23 protein-coding genes are annotated in these 24501 nt (G+C 57.5%); 3 read left to right on the top strand and 20 right to left on the bottom strand.

The genetic code is table 11. The features are described 5' to 3' along the window. Nucleotides 1-67 precede the first annotated feature (67 nt). Entirely contained in the window at nt 68-1498 is a 1431-nt protein-coding gene (rsmF, locus tag ACTG20_RS12210) for a 16S rRNA (cytosine(1407)-C(5))-methyltransferase RsmF (protein WP_439987684.1), read from the top strand. 226 nt (nt 1499-1724) lie between these two features. Here the strand turns inward: rsmF and ACTG20_RS12205 are convergent, their stop codons facing one another. The 15 genes from ACTG20_RS12205 to yceD form a co-directional block, all read right to left on the bottom strand. After that, entirely contained in the window at nt 1725-2009 is a 285-nt protein-coding gene (locus ACTG20_RS12205; protein WP_194494770.1) for a RepB family protein, read from the bottom strand. A gap of 161 nt (nt 2010-2170) precedes the next feature. Next, on the bottom strand, nt 2171-3199 hold the full coding sequence (locus ACTG20_RS12200) for a site-specific integrase (RefSeq protein ID WP_320628405.1): 1029 nt from the start codon (nt 3197-3199) through the stop codon (nt 2171-2173). A 286-nt stretch (nt 3200-3485) separates the two neighbouring features. Next, nucleotides 3486-4265 carry a TatD family hydrolase gene (locus ACTG20_RS12195; protein WP_194494771.1) on the bottom strand — a complete coding sequence of 260 codons (780 nt, stop codon included), beginning with the start codon at nt 4263-4265 and terminating at the stop codon, nt 3486-3488. A 25-nt stretch (nt 4266-4290) separates the two neighbouring features. Next, nucleotides 4291-5238 carry a DNA polymerase III subunit delta' gene (holB, locus tag ACTG20_RS12190; protein ID WP_194494772.1) on the bottom strand — a complete coding sequence of 316 codons (948 nt, stop codon included), beginning with the start codon at nt 5236-5238 and terminating at the stop codon, nt 4291-4293. Further along, the gene (gene tmk / locus ACTG20_RS12185; protein WP_194494773.1) at nt 5223-5849 is read right to left on the bottom strand and encodes a dTMP kinase; all 627 of its coding nucleotides are present in this window, start codon (nt 5847-5849) and stop codon (nt 5223-5225) included. Before tmk ends, holB begins: the two co-directional genes overlap by 16 nt. Beyond that, on the bottom strand, nt 5849-6850 hold the full coding sequence (gene mltG, locus ACTG20_RS12180) for an endolytic transglycosylase MltG (RefSeq protein WP_005333156.1): 1002 nt from the start codon (nt 6848-6850) through the stop codon (nt 5849-5851). Before mltG ends, tmk begins: the two co-directional genes overlap by 1 nt. Continuing rightward, entirely contained in the window at nt 6840-7646 is an 807-nt protein-coding gene (gene pabC / locus ACTG20_RS12175; protein ID WP_194494774.1) for an aminodeoxychorismate lyase, read from the bottom strand. The genes mltG and pabC overlap by 11 nt, the downstream gene beginning before the upstream one ends. A gap of 68 nt (nt 7647-7714) precedes the next feature. Then, nucleotides 7715-8956 carry a beta-ketoacyl-ACP synthase II gene (gene fabF / locus ACTG20_RS12170; RefSeq protein WP_124929459.1) on the bottom strand — a complete coding sequence of 414 codons (1242 nt, stop codon included), beginning with the start codon at nt 8954-8956 and terminating at the stop codon, nt 7715-7717. A gap of 82 nt (nt 8957-9038) precedes the next feature. Then, nucleotides 9039-9275: an acyl carrier protein gene (gene acpP, locus ACTG20_RS12165; RefSeq protein WP_005300909.1), complete on the bottom strand. Its 237-nt coding sequence runs from the start codon at nt 9273-9275 to the stop codon at nt 9039-9041. 158 nt (nt 9276-9433) lie between these two features. Further along, nucleotides 9434-10168 carry a 3-oxoacyl-ACP reductase FabG gene (fabG, locus tag ACTG20_RS12160; RefSeq protein ID WP_005351850.1) on the bottom strand — a complete coding sequence of 245 codons (735 nt, stop codon included), beginning with the start codon at nt 10166-10168 and terminating at the stop codon, nt 9434-9436. A 13-nt stretch (nt 10169-10181) separates the two neighbouring features. Beyond that, complete coding sequence (gene fabD, locus ACTG20_RS12155) at nt 10182-11117, bottom strand: ACP S-malonyltransferase (protein ID WP_064337924.1); 936 nt, start codon at nt 11115-11117, stop codon at nt 10182-10184. Nucleotides 11118-11188: 71 nt separating this feature from the next. Beyond that, on the bottom strand, nt 11189-12148 hold the full coding sequence (locus tag ACTG20_RS12150; RefSeq protein WP_040065495.1) for a beta-ketoacyl-ACP synthase III: 960 nt from the start codon (nt 12146-12148) through the stop codon (nt 11189-11191). Nucleotides 12149-12155: 7 nt separating this feature from the next. Continuing rightward, nucleotides 12156-13175 (bottom strand): phosphate acyltransferase PlsX, encoded by a 1020-nt coding sequence (gene plsX / locus ACTG20_RS12145; RefSeq protein ID WP_194494775.1) that lies wholly within the window; start codon nt 13173-13175, stop codon nt 12156-12158. 9 nt (nt 13176-13184) lie between these two features. Further along, nucleotides 13185-13352 carry a 50S ribosomal protein L32 gene (gene rpmF, locus ACTG20_RS12140; protein ID WP_005300935.1) on the bottom strand — a complete coding sequence of 56 codons (168 nt, stop codon included), beginning with the start codon at nt 13350-13352 and terminating at the stop codon, nt 13185-13187. A gap of 19 nt (nt 13353-13371) precedes the next feature. Further along, nucleotides 13372-13893, bottom strand: a complete 522-nt coding sequence (gene yceD / locus ACTG20_RS12135; protein WP_194494776.1) for a 23S rRNA accumulation protein YceD — start codon at nt 13891-13893, stop codon at nt 13372-13374. A 119-nt stretch (nt 13894-14012) separates the two neighbouring features. Here yceD and ACTG20_RS12130 point away from each other — a divergent pair, with 119 nt between their 5' ends. Continuing rightward, on the top strand, nt 14013-14594 hold the full coding sequence (locus ACTG20_RS12130) for a Maf family protein (RefSeq protein WP_194494777.1): 582 nt from the start codon (nt 14013-14015) through the stop codon (nt 14592-14594). A gap of 101 nt (nt 14595-14695) precedes the next feature. Here the strand turns inward: ACTG20_RS12130 and ACTG20_RS12125 are convergent, their stop codons facing one another. Further along, nucleotides 14696-15358: an HAD-IA family hydrolase gene (locus tag ACTG20_RS12125; RefSeq protein ID WP_194494778.1), complete on the bottom strand. Its 663-nt coding sequence runs from the start codon at nt 15356-15358 to the stop codon at nt 14696-14698. Further along, nucleotides 15358-16302 (bottom strand): 23S rRNA pseudouridine(955/2504/2580) synthase RluC, encoded by a 945-nt coding sequence (gene rluC, locus ACTG20_RS12120; RefSeq protein ID WP_206692014.1) that lies wholly within the window; start codon nt 16300-16302, stop codon nt 15358-15360. The genes ACTG20_RS12125 and rluC overlap by 1 nt, the downstream gene beginning before the upstream one ends. 413 nt (nt 16303-16715) lie before the next feature. Between rluC and rne the strand changes: the two genes are divergently transcribed. Continuing rightward, complete coding sequence (gene rne / locus ACTG20_RS12115; RefSeq protein ID WP_194494780.1) at nt 16716-19808, top strand: ribonuclease E; 3093 nt, start codon at nt 16716-16718, stop codon at nt 19806-19808. A gap of 731 nt (nt 19809-20539) precedes the next feature. On the opposite strand, the gene fruA is transcribed toward rne, so the two are convergent. The 3 genes from fruA to fruB are packed head-to-tail and all read right to left on the bottom strand — an operon-like array spanning nt 20540 to nt 24350. Continuing rightward, nucleotides 20540-22264 carry a PTS fructose transporter subunit IIBC gene (gene fruA, locus ACTG20_RS12110; RefSeq protein WP_194494781.1) on the bottom strand — a complete coding sequence of 575 codons (1725 nt, stop codon included), beginning with the start codon at nt 22262-22264 and terminating at the stop codon, nt 20540-20542. Beyond that, on the bottom strand, nt 22261-23250 hold the full coding sequence (pfkB, locus tag ACTG20_RS12105) for a 1-phosphofructokinase (protein ID WP_439987683.1): 990 nt from the start codon (nt 23248-23250) through the stop codon (nt 22261-22263). The genes fruA and pfkB overlap by 4 nt, the downstream gene beginning before the upstream one ends. Then, nucleotides 23250-24350 (bottom strand): fused PTS fructose transporter subunit IIA/HPr protein, encoded by a 1101-nt coding sequence (gene fruB, locus ACTG20_RS12100; RefSeq protein ID WP_439987682.1) that lies wholly within the window; start codon nt 24348-24350, stop codon nt 23250-23252. The genes pfkB and fruB overlap by 1 nt, the downstream gene beginning before the upstream one ends. Nucleotides 24351-24501: the final 151 nt, after the last annotated feature.

Below are 24501 nucleotides of genomic sequence, written 5' to 3'. Positions count from 1 at the left end.
AGATTCAGAATATTCTTAGCCTTGTGGTAGGATATCGCCCCTCATTTTCGGTCAACGAGACGGCACAGTGCACGACAACACCTTCCTTCCCGATTACTTTTTACGCCACATTGCGGCCATCATGCCGGCCCATCTCTCGATGGATGACTTTGTGGCCAGTTGTCGACGTCCGCTGCGCCGCAGCATTCGGGTCAACACCTTGAAGATCGCCGTCTCAGACTTCGTCGCCCTGATGGAGCCACTGGGTTGGCAGCTCGACCCTGTGCCCTGGTGTGATACCGGCTTCTGGCTGACCCGCAGCGATGAAATTGTCCCCCTTGGCAACACCGCCGAGCACTTGAGCGGGCTCTTCTACATTCAGGAAGCGAGCTCCATGCTGCCGGTGACGGCACTCTTTGCCAGCGACAAGATCAAAGCGGATGGTATGTTGCTGGATGCGGCGGCGGCCCCCGGCTCCAAGACCACCCAGATAGCCGCCCTGATGAACAATCAGGGGATGCTAGTTGCCAACGAGTTCTCCAGCAGCCGGTTGAAAGTGCTCAGCGCCAATATCCAGCGTTGCGGCGTGACCAATGTGGGCATGACCCATTTTGATGCCAAGGTATTTGGCCAGTGGTTGCCGGAGACCTTCGATGCCATCCTGCTCGATGCCCCCTGCTCCGGTGAAGGGACGGTGCGCAAGGATGAAGATGCGCTGCGCAACTGGAGCATCGAGAGCATCTACGAGATTGCGGCGGTGCAACAAGGATTACTGGAGAGCGCCTTCCATGCTTTGAAACCGGGTGGCGTACTGGTCTACTCCACCTGTACCTTGAGTGAGCAGGAGAATCAGGCGGTCTGCCAATCCCTGCTGGACAAGTTTGGCGATGCCTTGAGTTTTGATTCGTTGACAGACCTGTTCCCCCATGCAGAGCAGGCCTGTACATCCGAAGGATACCTGCACGTTTGGCCCCAGATCTTCGATAGTGAAGGATTTTTCGTCGCCAGATTACGCAAGCATCACTCGGTGCCCAACACCATGTTCAAGCCGGGCAAGCTGGGCAAATTCCCCTTCCTGCCACTGGCAGCGAAAGAGTCAGAGCCCATGCTGCGCGAGATTGAAGCCAACTTCGGGGTGGCACCGCAGGGTCAGCTGTTTGGCCGCAATGACGAGATCTGGCTCTTCCCTCAGCGGTTTGATCAGGTGCAGGGCAAGTTGCGTTTCGATCGCATCGGCATCAAATTGGCCGAAACCTTCAAGAAAGGTTATCGCCTCACTCATGAGTGGGCATTGGCCTATGGCGATAAAGCGAGCAAGGGCGTGGTCGAGCTGGATAGCGCCAATGCGCGGGAATTCATGATGGGGCGGGATGTCTGGCCAGAACAGGTTGATGGTACTGGCGAGGTGATCGTCCGCTATCAGGGGCATACCCTGGGGATGGGGAAATGGGTGGGGAGTCGGGTCAAGAATGCCCTCCCCCGCGAGCTGGTGCGTGACAACAATCTGTTCAATGTGTAGTGGGCCGTTCGGTGCATAAGCACTTGAACGAGTCTGAAATACCCACACTCTGGTTGAACTTTTCTTCGGATCTTGAAAAGCCTTGAGCCTTGTCTAAGCTTAAGGCAATCCGAACACCAGTTAGCGCACGGCTCTGCAAGGAGCCAATTCCCCTATGCCAGGTACAAGGAATTCGTACCTGGCTTTTTTTATCTCTTCACGTATCGCTGTTACTTCACTCTTGTGTCTATTCAACGGTCTCTTCGACCTGTGTGGCGACTCTGTTCTCAAACAGAGGTTCTCTACCCAGCTCATGTTGGTAGAGCAGATCGATCGCCTGCTCGATGAGTGATGCCTGACTGTCTTCGAGATGAAGACCCAGTGCGGCCAATCGTTCGGCGTGGCGATTGCTGATCCAGCATTGCAGCCGGGTATGGGTCTCCTGCTTGCGTTTTACATGTTGGCGCTGCCGCTCGGCATTGTTTTGGGGCACCGCCTCTTGCTCTTCACGCACTGTCATTTCTTGGCTCATATGTCCTTGCGATATTACGTTTCCGAGTTTGTTATCTCTCATCACATGCCATTATCCATTGGAAGATGCCCTTCCCCTTTGGGCTGCTGGCTGAGCGACAAATATATCATTAGATCAACAGGATATCATTTAACATAAAAAAACAAAGTGACGCAGTAGTGTCAAAGCAAACCATCAAGGGCATGATCGGAGAATTTATGGGCGTCATCGAAGTACTCCTGCAGGGTTCGCATATCCTTGTGGCGAGTGACTTCAATGATCTTGTTCATCGGCTTGCCCGCAGTCACCGCCGAGGTGATAAACCCGCGCCGCAGGCTATGGCCACTGACGTAAAGATCGTCGATGGTTTGGCCGGTTCGCCGCTTGATCATCAGGTTGATGCCCTGTGGGCCGAGTGGTTCGGTCATCAATTGGCCCCAGCGGTTCATGCGCCGAAACAGTGACCCCTCGCTGATCCGGCTTTTGTGTAGCCATTTTTGCAGTGCCGACACGGGGCAATAGTGTTTGCCCGGAATCAAGGCTATCTCGGTTTCGTGCAGCTGATGCTTGCTCGGTTTGAGGCGAAGGCGGATCCCCTGCCCCACAAAATCGAGATCGCTCACCTCAATTCGGGCCGCTTCCGAGCGGCGCAAGGCGCCACTGAACATCAGGAGCAGCAGGGTGTAATCACGCAAGCCCGCCAGATCATGGGTGTCGATGCCATCGAGCACCTGGGTCAATGGCTGCAACGTCAGGGCACCGGTTTTGCGCTTGCGGTTATCCCCCAACCTGACAATACCGCGCATCATCTCCTTGATTTCGGGATGTTCGGTGGGCATGGGGTGAATTCCTTTCTGCTTGAAGGCATAACGGATCCCGGCAAGCCGTCTCACCAGGGTTGCCGGTTTACGAGGTTCACCGTTGCGCAGCTCCCCTTTTCCCTCCTCTTTATCCAGCCATACCCAGTCGGCCAATACGCCATCGGCCTGATCAGCGAGAAAGTTCATTATGTCGTGATGAGTGGTTTGTAGCGGATCCAGCCCGTGCGATTGGCACCAGAAGACAAAAATACGGGTATCCGCCTGATAGGCATTGAGGGTGGAATCCGCTTTTGCACTGCGCAAAAAGCGGCGTGCCCGACTATTTAACTGCGCATCGAAAACAGTCTGCAGTGACTGATGAGCCGGATTGGACAAGGTTGGATATGCCACGGAACTCTATGATTCATATGAAGTTTGATAGGATCTTACAGGATCCTTCCCATACATCAAGTATCGATAATGAATATTATCGATACTTATGGCTTGTTGTTTTTGTACCCTTTGGCCACATTAGATAAACGAAACATCGGAATATGATTCGACTCGGTTTGTATGGATGAACAGGTTACATAGACTGGGTGAATGTAAGAGATAACACGGCTCGGTGTTGATATTTAGGTGGGTAATCAGCTTGGCATTTGAAATATAAAAAGCCCCGAGAAAAGGGGCTTCTGTGTTATTTTTTCGCCAGTTTGAATAGTTCAAAGAAATTTCGGCTGGTCGCTTCTGCCAATTCAGCCAGCGCCATCTGGCGCAGATCAGCAATAAACTGCGCAACGTCTCGTACAAAGGCTGGTTCGTTCTCCCTCCCCCGATGCGGCACGGGTGCAAGATAGGGCGAGTCGGTTTCGACCAGCAATCTGTCGAGGGGAAGTGCCTTGACCACCTCTTGCAATGCAGACGCATTTTTGAAGGTGGCGATCCCGGAGATGGAGATATAGAACCCCATCGCCATCGCAGCTTGCGCCATTTCGAGGGATTCGGTGAAGCAGTGCAGCACACCGCCAACCTGATCCGCTCCCTCTTCGCGCATGATCTGCAAGGTATCTTGCTGGGCATCGCGGGTATGGATGATCAGCGGCTTGTTCAACGCGCGCGCAACCCGGATATGTTCGCGGAAAGAGGCTTGCTGAACGTCCTTGTTCTCGGGCGAGTAAAAGTAATCGAGACCGGTCTCACCGATGGCCACCACCCGTGGATCGGCAGCTTGCTTGAGCAGCAACTCGGCATCGACACCGGGTTCCTGATTGAGCGGGTGTACCCCGCAGGAGGCAAATACCTGGGGATAGGGAGCGATCGCCTCGAGCATGGTCGGGAACTGTGCCTGAGTCACACTGACACAGAGAAAATATCCCACGTCCAGTTTCGCGGCCTTTGCCAGTACATCAGCCAAGCTGGTCTGCTTGCTGCCATAGCTGAGGCGATCAAGATGACAGTGGGAATCAACGAGTAACATATAAAACCTTTCTACTTGTCGGTACTTATAACCAGCGACTGAGCCAGTTCATCAGATGGATGGTGGGATTGGAGAGCTGACCCGGCTGGCATGCCGCTTTCAGGGCAACCAGATCTTGTTCTGCCTCCAGCAGTTTTTCGCTGGAGTGCTGCTCCGCCAAACGTTGACTCAAGATGGCCAGATCAGGCATTGCCAGCTGATGGTGACCGCATCCTGCCTGGGTTTTCAGGGCATCGCACAAGAAGAGCTGCAACCAGTGCAACCTGACCTGCGTCTCCTGACCAAGCTGGCTGCACAGTGCCGTCGCCTTGACCGGACTTTGACTCAGGGCGACAAACTGCTCCAGCAATTCGCGGCGAGTACCGTCCTGTTGCTGCTCGATATAGTCGAGTACCCGCAGCGGGGCCCCCTGACAGATCCGCACCTGAGCCAGAGTAGCCTGATGACCCTGCTCGGCCAACCAGCGTACTGTTTCTCCTTCCGCTGGCAACTGGCAGACATGTTTGTGACAGCGACTGAGAATGGTGGGAAGCAACCGGGAAACCTGGGAGGCGATCAGCAACAGCAAGCTGTCGCCGGCCGGCTCTTCCAGGGTTTTCAGCAGGGCATTTGCCGCCGATTCGGTCATCCGCTCCGCATCAGGAATGATCACCACCTTGCCACGGCCGAGCTGGGCAGAGCCCTGCAGCCGGGTGCAGATCTCGCGAATGGCCTCGACCCCGATGGTCTTGCTGTCGCGAGTTATGGTGCCGAGATCCGGGTGGTTGCCCTTGTCAAACAGCTGGCAAGAGTGGCAGTGGCCGCACGGCTCTCCGCGATCCGGTTGCTGGCAAAGGTGCAAACGCGCCAGCCGCTCGGTCAGTTGCTCCTTGCCAAGACCGGGATCGCCCAGCAACAACCAGGCGTGGCCGAGACGACCGGACTGCGCAGTCTGGCTCAGGGCATGCCAGTCGGGGATCAGCCAGGGATACATAGGTGTGTATCCAGCGCAGCTTCAATCGCCGCTTTTACCTGATCCGGGGTTTGCCCCGCTTCGATCACCACAATGGAATCATCCTTGGCGGCGAGATCGAGATAACGGCTGCGGGTCCGTTCGAAAAAGCTGAGCTGCTCCAGCTCGATCCGATCCAGCTCGCCGCGATGGCGGGCGCGCTGCAAGCCAAGGGCGGGATCGATATCGAGATAGAGGGTGAGATCCGGCTTGAAGTTGCCGAGCACCGCCTGCTTGATGGCTCCGATAAGCTGGGCATCGATACCACGGCCGCCACCCTGATAGGCCTGGGAGGAGAGATCGTGGCGATCTCCCACCACCCAGACACCGTTGGCCAGTGCCGGCTTGATGCGGGTCTCCACCAGTTGTACCCGGGAGGCGTACATCAGCAGCAGTTCCGCCTCGATGGTGAGGCGCTCGTCGTGCACCTCTTTGACGATGGCCCGCATCCGCTCGGCCAGCGGCGTACCACCCGGCTCGCGGGTGCACTCGATCCGGTTGATGCCGTGGCGCTGCAGATAGTCGGTCACATAACGCACGGCCGAGCTCTTCCCTGCCCCTTCCAATCCTTCGATCACAATAAATTTAGACATTAGGGTTTCTTCAATATGTATTCGCGAACCGCCCGATTGTGTTCATCGAGGGTCTTGGAGAAATAGTGGGCACCGCCCCCCTTGGCGACAAAGTAGAGATAGTCGGTCGATTTGGGGTTGAGCGCTGCTTCGATGGAGGCCTTGCCCGGCATGGCAATAGGCGTGGGCGGCAGACCATCGATCACATAGGTGTTGTAGGGATTCTTGTCGGTCAGATCGCTGCGGCGAATGTTGCCATCGTAGCGATCTTTCACCCCGTAAATGACGGTGGGATCGGTTTGCAACTTCATGCCCAGACGCAGTCGATTGACAAACACCGAGGCGATCTGCGCCCGCTCGTCCGGCTGGCCGGTCTCTTTCTCGATGATGGAAGCCATGATCAACGCCTCATAGGGCGTTTTGTAAGGCAGGTTGGCCTGACGTTTCTCCCAGCTCTGCTGCAGGAAGGTCTCCATATCCTGATGGGCGCGACGCAGGATCGAGAGATCGCTGGCATGGGTGGTATAAGCGTACGTTTCCGGCAGGAACCACCCCTCCAGCTTGCCATTCTCGATGCCGAGCTCCTGCGCCAAGTCGGCTTCGGATTGCTCAACAGTCAATCGCTCAAGGTATGGGGCGCTGGAGAGCTGCTTCTGCCAATCCTCGAAACGGGAACCTTCGACGAAGGTGAGGCTGAAGTGAAACTCCTTGCCCGATGCGAACAGAGAGAGGGTCTCCTTGAGAGGGGCCCCTTCCTTGATTTCATAGGTGCCCGATTTGATGGCCACCAGTTCGGGATGGCTGCGCAGCCAGAGCCGCACCGCCCAGGGGCTGGTTTCCCCCTCCCCCAGTTCGGCGATCAGGCGCGCCGCATGGGCGCCCTTCTCCACCGTAAAGAGCCGGGTCGGCCCCTTGTTGGTGAGCGTCTCTACCTGTTGCCATTTGTAATGTACATAGCCCCCGGCAGCGGCTACCGTCAGTGCCGCCCCCGCGAGCAGGGTGTAAAGCCGATTAAACTTCAATGACCAAACGCTCCTGTAAACGGCGACTCAATACCGCTGGGGGATAGTGAATATCCTCTATGCCATTGACCGGCACGATCCCCATCAGGGTATTGGTGAGCCACACCTCTTCAGCCTGCCATAGTGACTCCAGCGGAGCCTCTACCACACGCAACTCAATACTCATCTGTTTCAGCATCGCCATCACCTGGCGGCGCATGATGCCATCGACACCACCGCGGGCGAGATCGGGCGTAAACACCGTCTTGCCCCGACGCCAAAACAGATTGGCACTGACACCTTCAATGAGAAAACCGCGACTGTTAAGCACTATCCCTTCGACTGCATTTCGACTGACAAGTTCGCTTTTCAGCAATACCTGCTCCAGACGATTCAAAGTTTTAAGCCCGGCCAGCATGGGCGCATCGCCGATCCGCTGGCGGCACACCACCATCTCGATCCCCTCCTGTTGCCACTGGCCATAGTGAGTGGGAAATGACGCCAGAGTGACAATCCGGGTTGTGTGCTGACATACGCTGCCATCATAGCCCTGCCCCCCTTCGCCGCGGGTCAGGATCACCTTGGCCACGCACTGTGGCTGCTCGGCCACCATCTCTTCAACCTCCCGGGTCAAGAGATCCCAGTCCGGTTCAACCAATCCCAACCGGTTGTTCGCCTGCTGCAACCGTGCCAGATGGGCAGGCCACTGCAACACGCGCCCCTCCCTGACCGCCATGGTGGTGAAATGACCGTCACCATAAGCCAGCCCCCGATCATAGGCCGAGATCGTATCAAGCTTCATGCCATTGATAAGCAAAGGGATCCCTCCGATAAAAAAGGCCCGATACCGGCAGTATCGGGCCTGTGTCTTTGCCCTGCGGCAAATTATACGCGTTTGAAGATCAGTGAGCCATTGGTGCCGCCAAAACCAAACGAGTTGGAAAGGGCGTACTCGAAGCTGCCTGACTTGGCCACATGGGGTACCAGATCCAGATCGCACTCTTCATCCGGGTTGTCCAGGTTAATGGTGGGCGGCGCCACCTGATCACGCAGGGCCAACACAGTGATGATCGCCTCGATGGCACCGGCGGCGCCCAGCAGGTGACCGGTCATAGACTTGGTGGAGCTCACCATCAGGGATTTGGCATGCTCACCAAACACCGACTTCATGCCACGCAGCTCGGCCACATCACCCAGCGGGGTGGAGGTGCCGTGGGCGTTGATGTAGCCGATCTGCTCGGGGGCAATGCCGGCATCCTTGATGGCATTTTTCATGGCGCGAGCGCCACCGTTGCCATCTGCAGGAGGCGCAGTCATGTGGTACGCGTCACCGCTCATGCCAAAACCGACCAGCTCGGCGTAGATCTTGGCGCCACGGGCCTTGGCGTGTTCGTACTCTTCCAGTACCAGTACACCGGCACCGTCACCCAGCACGAAACCATCGCGATCTTTATCCCACGGACGGCTCGCTTTTTGCGGCTCGTCGTTGCGGTTGGAGAGTGCCTTGGCAGCAGCAAAACCACCCATCCCCATCGCGGTGGAAGCTTTCTCGGCACCGCCGGCGACCATCACGTCGGCATCACCGTAAGCGATCATCCGGCCAGCCATGCCGATGGCATGGGTACCCGTGGTACAGGCGGTCGTCACGGCGATGTTCGGCCCTTGCAGACCTTTCATGATGGAGAGATGACCGGACACCATATTGATGATGGTGGACGGAACGAAGAAGGGACTGATCTTGCGCGGGCCGCCGTTGACCAAGCTTTCGTGGTTCTGTTCAATCAGACCCAGACCGCCGATACCGGAGCCAATCGCCACGCCGACACGTTCGGCATTCTCTTCATTGATGGTCAGGCCGGAATCATCCAGCGCCTGCATACCGGCCGCGATGCCGTATTGAATGAAGAGATCCATCTTGCGAGCGTCTTTACGGTTGATACCGTACTGCTCGGGATCGAAATCCTTGACCAGACCTGCGAAGCGGGTTGCAAACTCGCTGGCATCAAAGTGCTCGATAAGGGAAATGCCGCTCTGCCCGTTGAGCAGTGCTTGCCAGCTGGATTCGGCAGTGTTACCCACCGGGGAAAGCATCCCCAAGCCGGTCACCACGACTCTGCGTTTTGACACTGAGGTAGTCTCCGAGAGGTGTTTTGAAAGGGAACAAATACAAAAGAAGCGGCCCTTGGGCCGCTTCTTTCAGAACAGGAACTTATTCCTGATTAGCGGTGATGTAGTCGATAGCCGCTTGAACAGTGGTGATCTTCTCTGCTTCTTCATCAGGAATTTCGGTATCGAATTCTTCTTCCAGCGCCATTACCAGTTCAACGGTATCCAAAGAGTCAGCGCCCAGGTCGTCGACGAAGGAGGCAGCGTTCTTAACGTCTTCCTCTTTAACACCCAGTTGTTCGATGATGATTTTCTTTACGCGTTCTTCGATGTTGCTCATGACCTGAATTTTCCTTTAAAAATACGCTATTTGCGTCTGGTTGGGGTAGTTTATTCAATTGACGTGAGTTTGCAAGTAGCTTGCCGCTGGTCAAACCACGAAATGTGCCAAACTTCGGCGTACTATCGCAAATTTGAACAGATCTTACGACAAATTGATTACACCATGTACATCCCGCCATTAACATGCAGGGTTTCGCCGGTGATATAGGCTGCTTCATCAGAAGCCAAGAATACCACAGCTGCGGCAATTTCTTTTGGATCACCCAAACGGGCGGCAGGCACCTGACTCATGATGCCGGCACGTTGATCGTCATTCAGGGCACGGGTCATGTCGGTTTCGATGAAACCGGGAGCAACCGCGTTCACTGTGATACCACGGGATGCCACTTCCCGCGCCAACGATTTGGTAAAACCAACCAGACCGGCCTTGGCGGCAGCATAGTTGACCTGACCGGCATTGCCCATGGTTCCCACCACGGAGCCAATGCTGATGATGCGACCGTGACGTTTCTTCATCATGGCACGCAACACCGGTTTGCTCAGACGGTAAAGCGAGGTCAGATTGGTATCGATGATCTCGTTCCACTCGTCATCTTTCATCCGCATCAACAGGTTGTCACGGGTGATCCCCGCGTTGTTGATCAGGATGTCGATGTCGCCAAAGCGCGCCTTGATGGCGGCGAAGACGGCTTCGATGGATTCCTGGCTGGTCACGTTCAGTGCCATGCCGCAGCCATTGTCGCCCAGATAGGCGCTGATCGCCTCGGCACCGCTCTCGCTGGTCGCCGTACCGACCACTTTCGCGCCACGGGCCACGAATGTTTCGGCAATCGCACGGCCGATGCCACGACTGGCACCGGTCACCAACACAACCTTATCGGTAAAGCTCATCACTTGCTCCTGTTTACTTGATCTGGGCCAGCGCCTGCTCGAAAGAGGCGGCATCGTTGGCGTGAATACCTTCCACGCGCTTGTCGATGCGCTTGGCGAGCCCGGTCAACACTTTGCCCGGTCCCATCTCGATCTCGAGGGTAACCCCCTCGTTGGCCATCCGCTCGACAGTCTCGGTCCAACGAACCGGGCTGAACAGCTGACGTACCAGCGCTTGCTTGATGGCGGCCGGATCCTGTTCACAGGATACGTCGACATTATTGATGACCGCGATGGCTGGAACCTTGATCTCGATCCCGTCCAGCGCAGCTGCCAGTTTTTCTGCGGCAGGTTTCATCAGTGCGCAGTGAGACGGCACGGAGACCGGCAGCGGCAGCGCACGCTTGGCGCCCGACTCTTTCATCAGCACGTTGGCTCGCTCAACGGCCTCTTTGTGACCGGCGATAACCACCTGGCCCGGGGAGTTGAAGTTGACCGGAGAGACGACCTGCCCTTGTGCCGCTTTTTCGCAGTTGGCGGCGATGGATTCGTTATCCAGACCGATGATGGCCGCCATGGCGCCGGTGCCTTCCGGTACCGCTTCCTGCATGGCCAGACCACGCAGCTCGACCAGTTTGACCGCATCGGCAAAATCGAGTGCGCCGCTGCAAACCAGCGCGGAGTACTCACCCAGGCTGTGACCCGCCATCATGGCAGGAGTTGCCCCACCCAGCTGTTGCCACAGGCGCCACAGGGCGACAGAGGCTGTCAGCAGTGCAGGCTGGGTGCGCCAGGTTTTGTTCAGATCTTCAACCGGACCATCCATCACCAGGGCAAACAGGTCATAACCCAGCACCTGACTCGCCTCGGCGAAGGTCTCCTTGATCACGGCATGTTGTTCGGCCAGCTCGGCCAGCATGCCAACGGACTGGGAACCTTGTCCCGGGAAGGCAATGGCAAATTGGGTCATCATTGATTCCTTTTAGATAAGACAAAAATGAAATCGGTGACGGGATGATGGGCGCACCATCCCGTCGAAGATCAGAGGCGAACCAGCGCCGAGCCCCAGGCAAAACCGCCGCCGAAGGCCTCCAGCAGTACCAGCTGACCCGGTTTAATCCGGCCATCCCGCACCCCTTCGTCGAAGGCAACCGGAACAGAAGCGGCAGAGGTATTGCCGTGCTTGTCGAGGGTCAGCACCACTTTATCGAGGCTCATACCGAGCTTCTTGGCGGTGGCGCTGATGATGCGGAAGTTGGCCTGATGAGGCACCAGCCAATCCAGCTCGCTCGGCTCGATGCCAGCAGCGGCCAACGTTTCGGTGACGATCTCGCTCAGACGGGTGACCGCGACCTTGAAGACATCATTGCCCTTCATGTACATGTAGGCTTCGAGCTCGGCACCCGGCATGCCGCGACGAGGGTGCGGCAGCTTGAGCAGCTCGCCATAACGGCCATCGGCATGGAGATGGGTAGAGAGGATGCCCGGCGTCTCGCTGGCACCGACAATCACAGCCCCTGCCCCATCACCAAACAGGATGATGGTGCCGCGATCTTGCGGATCGCACATGCGGGAGAGCACATCGGCCCCGACGACCAGCACATGGCGGGCGGCGCCGGATTTGACGAACTGATCGGCAATGGAGAGTGCGTAGGTGAAACCGGCACAGGCCGCTGCCACGTCAAAGGCAGGAATGCCCGGTACGCCGAGCAGCCCCTGCAGCTCGCAGGCGGCAGCCGGGAAGGCATTTTCAGCACTGGTGGTGGCCAGCACTATCATATCGAGATCGGCAGCGGTCAAACCGGCTGCATCCAGGGCGCGCAGAGCGGCCTGGTAAGAGAGGGTGGCAACGGTCTCGTCAGCCCCGGCAATACGGCGCTCACGGATACCGGTACGTTCCACGATCCACTCATCACTGGTCTCAACCATCTGCTCGAGATCGGCGTTGGTACGCACTGAACTCGGCAGGTAGCTGCCAGTACCCAGAATTTTGCTATGCATAGAGTTCTTATAGATCCCTGTCAGAGAAGACAGCTTCAAGGCGATCTGCTATTTGCAGTGGAAGTTGATGTTTGGCCTCTTGTGCGGCCAGCAGGATCGCATTACACAGAGCGCGCCGTTCGGCCCGCCCATGACTTTTTACCACAATGCCGCGCAATCCTAACAGACTTGCTCCGTTATACTGGTCGGGGTTCAGGTAAGAAAAACGCCGTTTGAACATAAATCCGGCGATCCGGCCAAGAAAAGTGCGTTTCTTGTGGGGATATCCGGCCAGCTGGGCCATCATCCGCACCACCCCTTCTGCCGTCTTGAGGGCAACATTGCCGACAAAACCGTCGCAGACGATCACATCGCTGTCGCCGCTGAAGATGCGATCCCCTTCGACGAACCCGACATAATTGAGCGCTTGGCACTGACGCAACAATTCGGCGCTGTGGCGCACCAGATCGTTGCCCTTGATCTCCTCCTCGCCGATGTTGAGCAAGGCAACACGAGGTGACGCAATGCCTTCTACCTTTTCGGCCACGACGGAGCCCATCACGGCAAACTGCAACAGGGTATCCGCATCGCAACTGACGTTGGCGCCTAGATCCAGCATCACGGTACGTTTGCCACTCAATGTCGGCAGCGCCTTGATAAGGGCAGGTCTGTCTACCCCGGGCAGGGATTTGAGCACGCACTTGGCCATCGCCATCAACGCACCTGTATTGCCAGCACTGACGCAAGCATCGGCCTCACCGGCTTTCACCAGATTGAGTACCACCCGCATGGAGGAGTCTTTCAGAGTACGCAGCGCCACGATCGGTTTATCGCCCATGCCAACCACTTGGGATGCATGTACGAAACGGACTCGGGGATGATTCAGCAAGCCATGTCGCTGTAGCAGAGAGGAGGTCTGGTGCTGGTCGCCGACCAGGATCAGTTTTAGCTGGGGTAAAAGAGACAGTGCCTGCACGGCGGCAGGCACTGTTTCCGAGGGGCCAATATCTCCCCCCATGATGTCTAGCGCGACAGTTTGCGTAGACAAAGGCAATCCTTAAGCGATTACCTTTTTACCGCGGTAGAAACCATCGGCAGTCACGTGGTGACGACGATGAATTTCGCCACTGGTCTGATCAACAGTCAGGGCAGCGGTGGTCAGCGCATCGTGGGAACGACGCATGCCACGCTTGGCACGGGTTTTACGGTTCTGTTGTACGGCCATTGTAGGCTAACTCCTAAATTCACTTACGTTTAAGCTCTTCAAGAACTGCAAAGGGATTCGGCTGCTCATCAGCAGGTTCGATTTCACCCCAGGTCATCTCCATGTTTCCTCTCGGGCATGCATCCAGAGAATGCATTGCGACTTGAGGCAACGAGAGGATGAGTTCATCCTCCAGGATTTGATGAAGATCTATCTCGCCGTTTTCGTCCAACTCAATGGGCTCATAAGCTTCCGGCAGTTCTTCCTCGTTTGTTCTTTCGAACAGCGGAGTGTAGATAAATTCAGCTTCACAGAGGTGTTCGAATGTCTCTCCGCAACGTTGGCAAACCAGATCAACCTTGGCATGGGCAGTGCCTTTCATAACGGTCAACTTCTGGACATCTTTGCCAAAGTGCAGTGATACATCGATATCACTCTGCAAGCCAGCGGTTGATTCCTCCAGCCTGGGCATCTGCGACTTTTCCACTATCCCGATGTAATCGAGCAGCTTCAAGGCACTACGGACTGGATCAACCTTAACGGGCAACTTCACCTTTTGCATAGGGCGCGAATAATATAGGTCCAACAACTGATAGTCAAAGGAAAAAGTCCTTACCGCCGATGATTTTAACGTCACAAGTCCCTAGAATGCCGGTACCTGCTTTCATCGGTAACTCGATTATGCCACAGAATCTGATCCTCGCCTCAACTTCTCGCTATCGCAAAGCCCTGCTGGAGAAGCTCGGTCTCCTTTTTGAATGTGCCGCCCCCGATGTGGATGAGCGACCACTGGCTGGCGAATCCGCCGAGACGCTGGTGGCCAGACTGGCTCGTGCCAAGGCTGATGCTGTCGCCCAACATCGTGATCACGGTTTGATCATCGGATCTGATCAGGTGTGTGTCTGCGATAATCACATCCTCGGCAAACCTGGCACCATCGACAATGCCATCGCCCAGCTGATGGCGGCTCAAGGTCGCAGCGTCACCTTCTACACCGGCCTGTGCGTGGTGAATGCCGCAACCGGTGAGGCTCATCAACTGGTGGAGTCTTTCACCGTCCATTTTCGCAACCTCGATGAAGCCGCCATTCGCCGCTATGTAGAGGCAGAATTGCCCCTCGATTGTGCGGGCAGCTTCAAATGTGAAGGAATGGGGATCGTGCTGTTCAAGGGGCTGGAGGGGCGCGACCCTAACGCATTGATCGGTCTGCCACTGATCGGCCTGATCGAGCTGCTGGAGCGCCACGGTATTGCCCTGCCCTGATTGCGGACGAATAGATAAGCTAGATCGAGCATATAAAAAGCCCGGTCAATAGACCGGGCTTCTGTTATCAATCAGATTGATGTCTCTTAAAAGAAAGGCGTCTACAACAGCGCGTGAAGAGCCGTCATGGAGTCCACCACCGCTACAGGTCCGTGACGACTGAGAGCATCACTACTATACACACCCCAGGTAACTCCAATGCGCGGCATGGCAATTGCCTCGGCCATCGCCATATCGTGAACAGAGTCGCCGATCATTACCGCCTGCCGGGGTAAAAGCTCCAACTCGTCCAGGATCTGCTCAAGCATCAGCGGATCAGGCTTGGAGCGAGCCTCATCGGCCCCTCGGCTGGTCACAAACAACGGGCGCAGCCCGGTCTCATCCAATACCCGATCCAGCCCACGGCGCGATTTGCCGGTAGCGACGGCCAGTTGCAGCCCTCGTGACCGCCAGTCATGCAGCAGCTCCCCCACCCCGGCAAACAGCGGGCTGGGGGTGGTGTCGTGCAGATAGTGATGACGATAGCGATCGATGAGCATGGCAATCTGGCGCTCATCAATGGCGGTGCCACTGTCGCTACGTAAAGGGAACAGGCGGGACATGGCAACATCAAGGCTCAATCCGATGATCTGCCGGATCTGGGCTGGTGCAGGTACCGCCAGCTCACAATCTCTAGCGGCCCCTTGCACACAGGCCACAATCCGGCCCACCGAATCCATCAGGGTACCGTCCCAATCGAAAATGGCGAGCCGGATATCCTGCATCAGCGTGGCAAGCCGTTGAGGAAGTTGTCGAGTTCAGATGCAAGCGGCGCTTCGACCTGCATCTCGCGACCATCGGCCGGATGGGTGAAGCTGAGCTTCCAGGCATGCAAAAAGAGCCGTTTCAGCCCTTGGCTGCGCATTTTCTCGTCAAACGCCGCTTCACCGTACTTATCGTCACAGGCGATCGGATGACCGGCATGCAGGGTGTGCACGCGGATCTGGTGAGTTCGACCTGTGATTGGACTGCACTCGACCAAGGTCGCTTCGGCAAATTGACGCACGATGCGGAACCGGGTTTCGGAGGGCTTGCCATCGGCACTGACCCGCACCACCCGTTCGCCAGACTGCAGATCGTTTTTGCGAAGCGGCGCATTAACCACCTTGACGTGAGCCTGCCACTTGCCACGCACCAGCGCCAGATACTGTTTGCGCATGGTCTTGACGCGCAACTGCTCATGCAGGCTGCGCAGGGCGCTGCGCTTCTTGGCAACCAGCAGCACGCCGGAGGTGTCGCGATCCAGTCGATGAACCAGTTCGAGGAAGCGGGCTTCCGGACGCAGGGCGCGCAGCCCTTCAATCACGCCAAAGCTCAGACCGCTGCCACCGTGTACTGCCATGCCGGAGGGCTTGTTCAGCACGATCATGGCATCGTCTTCGAACAGGATCTGGCTCTCCAGACGCTGGATAACCCCGAGGTTGGCTGAAGGCAGCTCATTCTTCTCGGCAACGCGTACGGGGGGCACCCGCACCTCATCACCTGCGCAGAGTTTGTACTCCGGTTTGATGCGCTTTTTGTTTACTCGCACTTCACCTTTGCGAAGGATGCGATAGATCAGGCTCTTGGGGACGCCCTTTAGCTGAGTCTTGAGAAAATTGTCGATGCGCTGCCCGTCATGCTCAGCTTCGATGGTGAGCAGCTGCACTTGTTGTTGTATCTGTGTCATGGCGCGGATTTTAACACTGCCAGCGCCCCTTGGCTGCATGGTTTGTTGAAAAATGGCGCCTTGCTATAAAAGAGGTTTAAATGGGATAATAAACAAGGTTTTGTCATTGTGTTCAAGCCTTGTACTAAGTGGCCAAAATGTATGCCACCCAATCCCGAAACACCGTGTATACAAGAACATGACGGTTCCCGGGTGCGAGGTACAACGCATGGAGAACACAAACATCACCGTTTATTTGTCTCCATTTCGGCATCCTTATTCATTCCTTCTCGAGAAGTGATGACCAGAACGCCCTTAGTTTGCGCCTCATGCATACCCCAACCGGGAGGTTGCCCCAGTATGCTGAAGACCCGAGGCCGGCGCTGGCAGGACCCAGATGGAGGAAATCAAAATGACACAATAATGAGAACTCAATGAAAAGAATGCTTATCAACGCAACTCAAGAAGAGGAGTTGCGCGTAGCGCTGGTTGACGGACAACAGCTCTACGATTTGGATATTGAAAGTCCGGGACACGAGCAGAAGAAAGCGAACATTTACAAGGGTAAGATCACCCGCGTAGAACCCAGCCTTGAAGCTGCTTTTGTTGACTACGGCGCCGAGCGCCACGGTTTCCTGCCGTTGAAGGAGATCGCCCGCAATTACTTCCCCTCCGGTTACTCCTATCAGGGTCGTCCTAACATCAAAGAAGTGGTCCGCGAAGGTCAGGAAGTTATCGTCCAGATCGACAAGGAAGAGCGTGGCACCAAGGGTGCAGCCCTCACCACCTTTATCAGCCTGGCAGGTAGCTACTTGGTACTGATGCCCAACAACCCCCGTGCCGGTGGTATCTCCCGCCGTATCGAGGGTGATGAGCGGACTGAACTGAAAGAAGCCCTGAGCGGATTGACCGTGCCGGAAGGCATGGGCCTGATCGTACGTACCGCAGGTGTGGGCAAGTCGCCAGAAGAGCTGGAGTGGGATCTGAACGTTCTGCTCAACCACTGGGACTCCATCCACAAAGCCTCCCAGGAGCGCGCTGCGCCGGTACTGATCCACCAGGAAAGTAACGTCATCGTGCGTGCCATCCGTGACTATCTGCGTCGCGATGTGGGCGAGATCCTGATCGACAATCCGGTGATTTTCGAACGCGCCAAGGCCCATATCGAGCTGGTACGTCCCGATTTCCTCAACCGTGTGAAGCTGTACAAGGGTGAAGTTGCCCTGTTCAACCACTTCCAGATTGAGAGCCAGATTGAATCAGCCTTCCAGCGTGAAGTGCGCCTCCCTTCCGGTGGCAGCATCGTTATCGATCCGACCGAAGCTTTGACCTCCATCGATATCAACTCCTCCCGCGCCACCAAGGGCGGCGATATCGAAGAGACGGCGCTGCAAACCAACCTAGAAGCGGCCGACGAAATTGCCCGTCAATTGCGTCTGCGCGACTTGGGTGGCCTGATCGTAATCGACTTCATCGACATGACGCCGGTTCGCCATCAGCGCGAAGTGGAAAACCGTCTGCGTGAAGCGGTGCATCAGGATCGTGCCCGCATCCAGCTGGGTCGGATCTCCCGTTTCGGTCTGCTGGAGATGTCTCGCCAGCGTCTGCGCCCCTCTCTCAACGAATCCAGCAGCCATATCTGCCCCCGTTGCCAGGGTCAGGGCGTGATCCGTGACAACGAATCCCTTGCTCTGTCCATCCTGCGTCTCATCGAAGAAGAGGCCATGAAGGACAACACCGAGCAGGTTCACGGCCAGGTGCCGGTGGATGTTGCCGCCTATCTGCTTAACGAGAAGCGTGCCGCCATCGCCAGTCTGGAACAGCGCAATGATGTGCGTGTTTACATCATTCCGAACCAGCATCTGGAAACCCCGCACTACGAAGTGACTCGCATTCGTCAGAACGAGATCCCGGAAGCGGCCAGCTACGAGCTGAAAACCGAGATTGCCAAGCCGGTCTACCAACCGAAGCAAGCTCAGGTGATCGAGCGTGAGCAACCGCTGCTGCAAGGCTTTGCCCAACCGGCACAACCGGCCCCTGTTGCACCGCAACAGCCGGCGGCTCCCGTTGCTGCGGCCCCTGCCGAAGCCGGCTTCTTCAGCAAGCTGATCAAAGGCATTACCGGCCTGTTCAGCAGCGATGCAGCCCCTGCCGAAGTGAAAGCGCCCGCCGAGAAACCAGCAGCTCGTGAAGCACGCAAGGATGAAGGTCAACGTCACCAGCGCGAAGAAGGCCGTGGCCGTGGTCAGCGTCCTCGTCGTGATGACAATCGTGGCAACCGCAACAATGCGGAAGCTGGCGAGAAGCGTGAAGGTGGCAACCGCGAAGCCGGTGAAAACCGCAATCGCCGTCCCCGCAAAGAGCGCGAGCCTCGTCAGGAGCGTGAAGCTCGTGGCGAAGTGCGCAGCGAACAGCGCATGGAACGTGAACCCCGTCAGGAGCGCGAGCCTCGCGAACCGCGCCAGGAACGTGCACCACGTCCGGCCCGTGAACCTCGTGCGCCCCGTGAGCCGCGCGCCGAAGTCGTTGTTGAAGCGGTAGACGCCGTTGATGCAACTGCCGCCCAGCCACGTCAGGAAAAAGAGCAGAAAGTGGCCGAGCGCCGCGAACGTCGCCAACTGCGCAAGCAGATCCGCGTCGATGTCGCCGCTGCTGACACCCCTGCCCTGCCAGTTGACGAAGTACCAGCGCAAGCTGACGTGATCGATAGCACTGTGGGCAACGAGCAGGAAGAGCAGAGTGAAGGCCAGCGCCGCTCACGCCGCACTCCGCGCAGCCAGCGTATCGAAGGTCAGCGCCGCAAGCGCATCAACGAAGATGCCCGCAGCCAACGTGACGAAGAACAGCAAGATACCACCACTCTGACCACCGCAGCCCAGGCAGATATTGCCAAAGCGCAGGTTGAAGAGCCGGTAGTGCCTGTTGTTACCATCCCGAGCGCTGAAGCCGTCGCTGCTGCCCTGCAAGCCTCTGCTGCACTGACCGAGCATGTGGTTGTCGAAGCCGTTGCTGAAGAAGCTGCCGAGCAGGCTGCTGCCCTGGTCGAAGCAACTCAAGCCGATGTGATCGCTAGCCCGGTTGTTGACGCTGTCGCTGAGGTAGTGGTGCCAGCAGAGCCGGAAGTTGTCGTTGTCGCCGCTCCGGCTGTCGACATGGCTGCCACTGAAGTCGTTGAAACTGCTTCAGTTGTTGAAGAAGCCCCGGCTGTCAGCACTCCTGTCGTGGAAGCTGCACCGGCTGCAGTCGAAATGCCAGTTGCTGTTGTCGAAGCCCCGGCTCCTGTCGCTGCGGTTGCGGTGGAAGAGACTCCGGTCGTGACCAAACAGGTAGCTCACGGTGCTGGCCTGCTGGCTCGTGCCCGCAAAGCATCCGCCCCGATGGCAACCCCTGCCGAAGCCCCTGCCCTGCCTGTTCGTGAGCCGGTTAACTACCCGCCGCTGGTACGCAACGAAGTGAGCACATCAGGTCGTCACGGTGGCAGCACTGCCGCCGTCAACGTGGCCACCTGCCCGGCCGGTCGCCCCTAAGCAACCCGGGTTGACCCCCTAAAAAAAAAGCCACACCAACCGGTGTGGCTTTTTTTATTTCTCTTTTCCCCTGTGCACTCACAGACACATTAATACCCATGTTCTGCAAAGCAGCTTTGTCTGTTATCTCTCTATCATTGAACACTGCGCTAACTCGTGTTTACTTTTTGACGTAACAGAGAAAGTCCATTTTATACTTCTATGTTCAGCATGATGCGAATTGAGTTTGTCTGTGTAAAATCTCGTTTGTTGGCATACAAAAAGTTGTATATATGACGATCTACAATGGTCTGGTGTGGGTTTCAAGATCCATTTGATATGGAACCCTCTGGTTCAATGCATACTTGCCAACCAGGGCATTCGGTTGTACCGAAACCTGAATCCCCCCTTTTCGCAGAAATGAGGGGGGTTGTCATATAGCAAACCTGCCTCAGGTCTTGTTTAACTGATGATCAACTCAGGTTGCATCTACACAGATGTACATATAGGTAACTGTCGCTGATACAGATTTGCTTCCCGAATGCTCGCCAGTTTCCCCCTATCCTAGCGGCAGCACAATCTATACACGGGATATTGGTTACGGCCCTTCCCCATAGAGTTAAGTATTTGGCCTTGATACGCGAAACCTAAATCACCGCTGCTCAACGATTCTGTTTAAAAGGCATATAAAAATGCCGCCCGGTTTTGCAACCAGGCGGCATTGATCATCTTCTGTTATCGAGGATGAGCTATCAGGCCGTGGCCAGCTTGGCCTGCTCTTCACCGCGCTTGAGCATGGCGTAGGAGACACCGGTCAGCAGCGAGCCTGCGGCAATGGCAACGATATACATCATGACGTTGCTGATGGCGTGCGGAATGAACAGCACGAACAGGCCGCCGTGGGGTGCCATCAGCTCGCAGCCGAACAGCATGGAGAGCGCACCGGTCAGGGCGCCGCCGACCATGCAGGCCGGGATAACGCGCATCGGATCCTTGGCGGCAAATGGGATGGCCCCCTCGGAGATAAAGCACAGTCCCAGTACAAAGGAGGCCTTGCCCGCTTCCTGCTCCGCCTTGATGAACTTGGTACGGGCCAGGAAGGTGGCGATCCCCATCCCCAGTGCCGGCACCATACCAGCGGCCATTACCGCAGCCATCGGGGCATAGGTTTTGGAAGCCAGCAGGCCTACCCCGAAGGCGTAAGCCGCCTTGTTGACCGGGCCGCCCATGTCGAAGCACATCATGGCCCCGATGATCACACCCAGCAGCACGGCGTTGGCAGAGCCCATGTTGTTGAGGAACTCGGTCATGGCATTCATGATGCCAGCCACCGGACCACCCACCACATAGATCATCACCAGACCGGTAAAGAGGCTGGCAAAGAGCGGAATGATCAGGATCGGCTTGAGCGCTTCCAGGGTCACCGGCAGGCGCACCTTGTCACTCAGGTATTTGGCGCTGTAACCGGCCAAGAAACCGGCCACAATGCCGCCAAGGAAACCGGCTCCCAGCGAGCTTGCCAGCATACCGCCGATCATGCCGGGAGCGAGACCCGGGCGGTCAGCGATGGAGTAGGCAATGTAACCGGCCAGCACCGGGATCATCAGGGCGAAGGCTGAGCCACCACCGATCTTCATCAGAGCGGCGGCCAGAGTGCCTTCCACCTTGAACGCTTCGATACCGAACACAAACGAGAGCGCGATGATAAGGCCGCCTGCCACCACCATCGGCAGCATGAAGGAGACACCAGTCAACAGGTGCTTGTAGGGGCCTGCTTTTTCCTCTTTCTTGGGCTGGCTGGCACCGCTGTGGCGATAGGTTTTCGCCTCACTCCAAGCCTTGTCCAGCTCGGCGCGGGTTTTCTTTAGCGCCGCACCGGTACTGGTGCGATAGACCTGCTTGCCATCGAAGCGGGCCATGTCCACCTCGATATCGGTGGCGAGGAACACCAGATCGGCAGATGCAATCTCCTCGGCAGTCAGGGCGTTCTGGGCACCGACCGAGCCTTGGGTTTCGACACGGATCTGATAACCCAGCTGTTTGGCCATGGTCTCCAGCGCCTCTGCCGACATAAAGGTGTGGGCAACGCCAGTCGGGCACGCTGTCACTGCCACGATGCGCTTGCCAGCGGCGGCCGGTTTGGCGGCAGCGGGCGCGGCTTGATGACGATAGACGCTGGCACCGCTGGTTGCGGCTTCCAGCAAGGCAGCCGGATCCTGCAGGGCGAGATCCATGCTGCCCTGATAGACTCGCTTGCCATCATAGGCGGCGAGATCCACCGGGGCACTTGCGACAACCAGCACCAGGTCAGCGGCGGCAATCTGCTCCTTGTTCGGCACCTGGCGCGGTTGCACGCTGGAGCCGACGTCGAGGGTGAGTTCCCAGCCAGCCAGTTTGGCCTGCTGTTCTATCCGTTTTGCAGCGAGAAAGCTGGTGGCAATGCCCGCCGGGCAAGCCGTAACCAAGATTGCTTTCATTGGGCATCTCCTGAGTTTTCCATTGAAGGGGTATTGCACTGAACCGGTGCCAGCGCATCCAGACGCTCTACGCGCACCTGTTCAAGTAAGGGGTTGAGCACACTGATATCGTCAAAGCCGACCGCGACCTGACTGACCGCCAAGGCCGAGACGGCAGTGGCCAGCCGCAGGGTCTGCTCCGGCGCCCAGCCAAGGCTCAGACCATGGGCGAGACCGGCCACCAGGGAGTCGCCGGCACCCACAGTGCTGACCACCTGCATCCGCGGCGGAATAGCCTGCCAGACGGCATCCGGGGCAAACCAGATGAGGCCATCGGCGCCGTTGGAGATCACCACGTTGGGAATGCCGCTTGCCTGCAGCGCGCGGGCACACTCGGCCTGCTCGCTCAGGGTCTTGATGGGTCGACCCGCCCACTGGCTCAGCTCCTCCAGATTGGGTTTGACCAGGGTCGGCGCCGCCTTGATCCCTTCGCTTAACGCCGCGCCGCTGCAATCGAAGATCACCTGCTTGCCTTTGGCCTTGAGCAGGCGGATCAGATGAGCGCAGTAATCCGGGGCCACTCCTTTGGGCAGGCTGCCCGCCAGCACGAACCACTCTGCATGCGAAGCCAACTCGTCGATGGCCTGCTCCAGCGCGCTCACTTCCCCTTGCAGGATGGTGAGCCCCGGCAAGTTGAGATCGGTGACTCGACCGGACTGCTCGGAAATCTTGACGTTTATGCGCGTGCTGCCCGCGACACGGACAAAGTGATCATCCAGCGCACGCTCTGCAAACAGGGAGACAAAGCTCTGCTCATTGTCTGCGCCCAGCCAGCCGGTGACGCCCACCTCGCGGCCAAAGTCCTTGAGCACCATGGCGACGTTGATCCCCTTGCCTGCGGCACGCAGGTTGGCCTCGCTCACCAGATTGACCTCGCCCAGGCTCATCGCCTCAAGGCGAGTAGTGAGATCCAGGGCGGGGTTGAGGGTGATGGTAACAATCTTCATCAATGCGCCCCCTCGCCGAGACCAGCGGCGATCGCCTCACCGATCCCCTTGAGAGCCGCTTCGGCATCTGCACCTTCGGCGCGAAATGCCAGACGGTGACCGCACTTGACCCCAAGGCCGATCACCTTCATCAGGCTCTTGGCGGAGACCACCTCGCCGCTGCCATCCAGATTGGCAACCCGGATGTCTGATTCATACTCTTTGGCCACCTTGACCAGCATGGCACCGGGACGAGCGTGCAAGCCGTGGGGATTGATGATGGTGAAGGTTTCGGAAAGACCGCTCGCGGGACCTGCTTGCAGCATGGCCAGTCCCTCGCCGCCCGCCAGCGTAGCGAGTTGGCCGGCAGCAGCCAGTTTGGCCAGATTCTCCAGCTGCGGCAGATGGCCGCTATCTGCGGCGCACAGCAGTAGCATGGTGCTGACCGGCAGCTCCCCTGCCGTGAGGGCGCTACTCGGGGTGGCCAGCACCCAGCCAGTCTGGGCCGCTTGCGCCCGGGCCAGCCAGACGCCCTCGCCCAGATAGGCGGGATCGCTTGCCAGCAGGGCGCTCACCATGGCGGCATCGCCCCAGCCCGCCGATTTGGCGCGGGCGGCTGCTCCCAGCAGCAGTTGGTCGCGATCATCGGCCGGGAAGTCAGCCAGGGTCAGGTATTGCACCTCTTTGGCGGCAGTGGAGCCAGTCAGGATGTTGATGATAGTGTCGGCATCGGTGGCCTCTTTGAGCTGGGCTGCCGCCTGCTCGTCACCCAGCACATGGGTGAGCTGGCGCAAAATGCCCAGATGCTCGTCTGACTTGGCGGCGATGCCGATGGCGACATAGGCGATCTGCCCCTCATCCCACTCGATACCATTGGGGAACTGGGCCACCATGACGCCGGTGCTCTTCACCAGATGACGGGTATCGGTGGTGCCGTGGGGAATGGCGATGCCGCTGCCAAGATAGGTGGCATGCTGCGCTTCCCGAGCCAGCATCCCATCCACATAGCCCGCTTCCACCAGACCGGCTTCGGTCAGTTTGCCTGCCAGCAGGGCAATGGCGTCCGACTTGGTTGCCACCGACTGTCCCAGCAAGATCTGCTCTCGCGCCAACTTCAACATAGAGACTCTCCATCAGGTTCCGGCCGCGCCGGTACGTCACAATTGAACATTCGGGTAACTCGCCAGCTGACAATAGACCCGAACACGGTTGACTGTGATCGGAGCCTGATTTTCAGGCCGCTGGGTCTCTTCGTTGCTGACAGGCTGAATC

It is taken from the genome of Aeromonas sp. 84A (assembly GCF_051919345.1).
GTDB lineage: Bacteria > Pseudomonadota > Gammaproteobacteria > Enterobacterales > Aeromonadaceae > Aeromonas > Aeromonas veronii.
Note: the sequence above shows the minus strand (reverse complement) of the source record. Positions and strands in the feature narration are given on the sequence as shown.

What these genes read in the sequence shown, in the direction of transcription:
- ACTG20_RS12205 (WP_194494770.1), bottom strand. Translation starts at nt 2,009, where the DNA reads ATGAGCCAAGAAATGACAGTGCGTGAAGAGCAAGAGGCGGTGCCCCAA.
- ACTG20_RS12195 (WP_194494771.1), bottom strand. Translation starts at nt 4,265, where the DNA reads ATGTTACTCGTTGATTCCCACTGTCATCTTGATCGCCTCAGCTATGGC.
- holB (WP_194494772.1), bottom strand. Translation starts at nt 5,238, where the DNA reads ATGTATCCCTGGCTGATCCCCGACTGGCATGCCCTGAGCCAGACTGCG.
- tmk (WP_194494773.1), bottom strand. Translation starts at nt 5,849, where the DNA reads ATGTCTAAATTTATTGTGATCGAAGGATTGGAAGGGGCAGGGAAGAGC.
- acpP (WP_005300909.1), bottom strand. Translation starts at nt 9,275, where the DNA reads ATGAGCAACATCGAAGAACGCGTAAAGAAAATCATCATCGAACAACTG.
- fabG (WP_005351850.1), bottom strand. Translation starts at nt 10,168, where the DNA reads ATGAGCTTTACCGATAAGGTTGTGTTGGTGACCGGTGCCAGTCGTGGC.
- fabD (WP_064337924.1), bottom strand. Translation starts at nt 11,117, where the DNA reads ATGACCCAATTTGCCATTGCCTTCCCGGGACAAGGTTCCCAGTCCGTT.
- ACTG20_RS12150 (WP_040065495.1), bottom strand. Translation starts at nt 12,148, where the DNA reads ATGCATAGCAAAATTCTGGGTACTGGCAGCTACCTGCCGAGTTCAGTG.
- rpmF (WP_005300935.1), bottom strand. Translation starts at nt 13,352, where the DNA reads ATGGCCGTACAACAGAACCGTAAAACCCGTGCCAAGCGTGGCATGCGT.
- yceD (WP_194494776.1), bottom strand. Translation starts at nt 13,893, where the DNA reads ATGCAAAAGGTGAAGTTGCCCGTTAAGGTTGATCCAGTCCGTAGTGCC.
- ACTG20_RS12130 (WP_194494777.1), top strand. Translation starts at nt 14,013, where the DNA reads ATGCCACAGAATCTGATCCTCGCCTCAACTTCTCGCTATCGCAAAGCC.
- ACTG20_RS12125 (WP_194494778.1), bottom strand. Translation starts at nt 15,358, where the DNA reads ATGCAGGATATCCGGCTCGCCATTTTCGATTGGGACGGTACCCTGATG.
- rluC (WP_206692014.1), bottom strand. Translation starts at nt 16,302, where the DNA reads ATGACACAGATACAACAACAAGTGCAGCTGCTCACCATCGAAGCTGAG.
- rne (WP_194494780.1), top strand. Translation starts at nt 16,716, where the DNA reads ATGAAAAGAATGCTTATCAACGCAACTCAAGAAGAGGAGTTGCGCGTA.
- fruA (WP_194494781.1), bottom strand. Translation starts at nt 22,264, where the DNA reads ATGAAAGCAATCTTGGTTACGGCTTGCCCGGCGGGCATTGCCACCAGC.
- pfkB (WP_439987683.1), bottom strand. Translation starts at nt 23,250, where the DNA reads ATGAAGATTGTTACCATCACCCTCAACCCCGCCCTGGATCTCACTACT.
- fruB (WP_439987682.1), bottom strand. Translation starts at nt 24,350, where the DNA reads ATGTTGAAGTTGGCGCGAGAGCAGATCTTGCTGGGACAGTCGGTGGCA.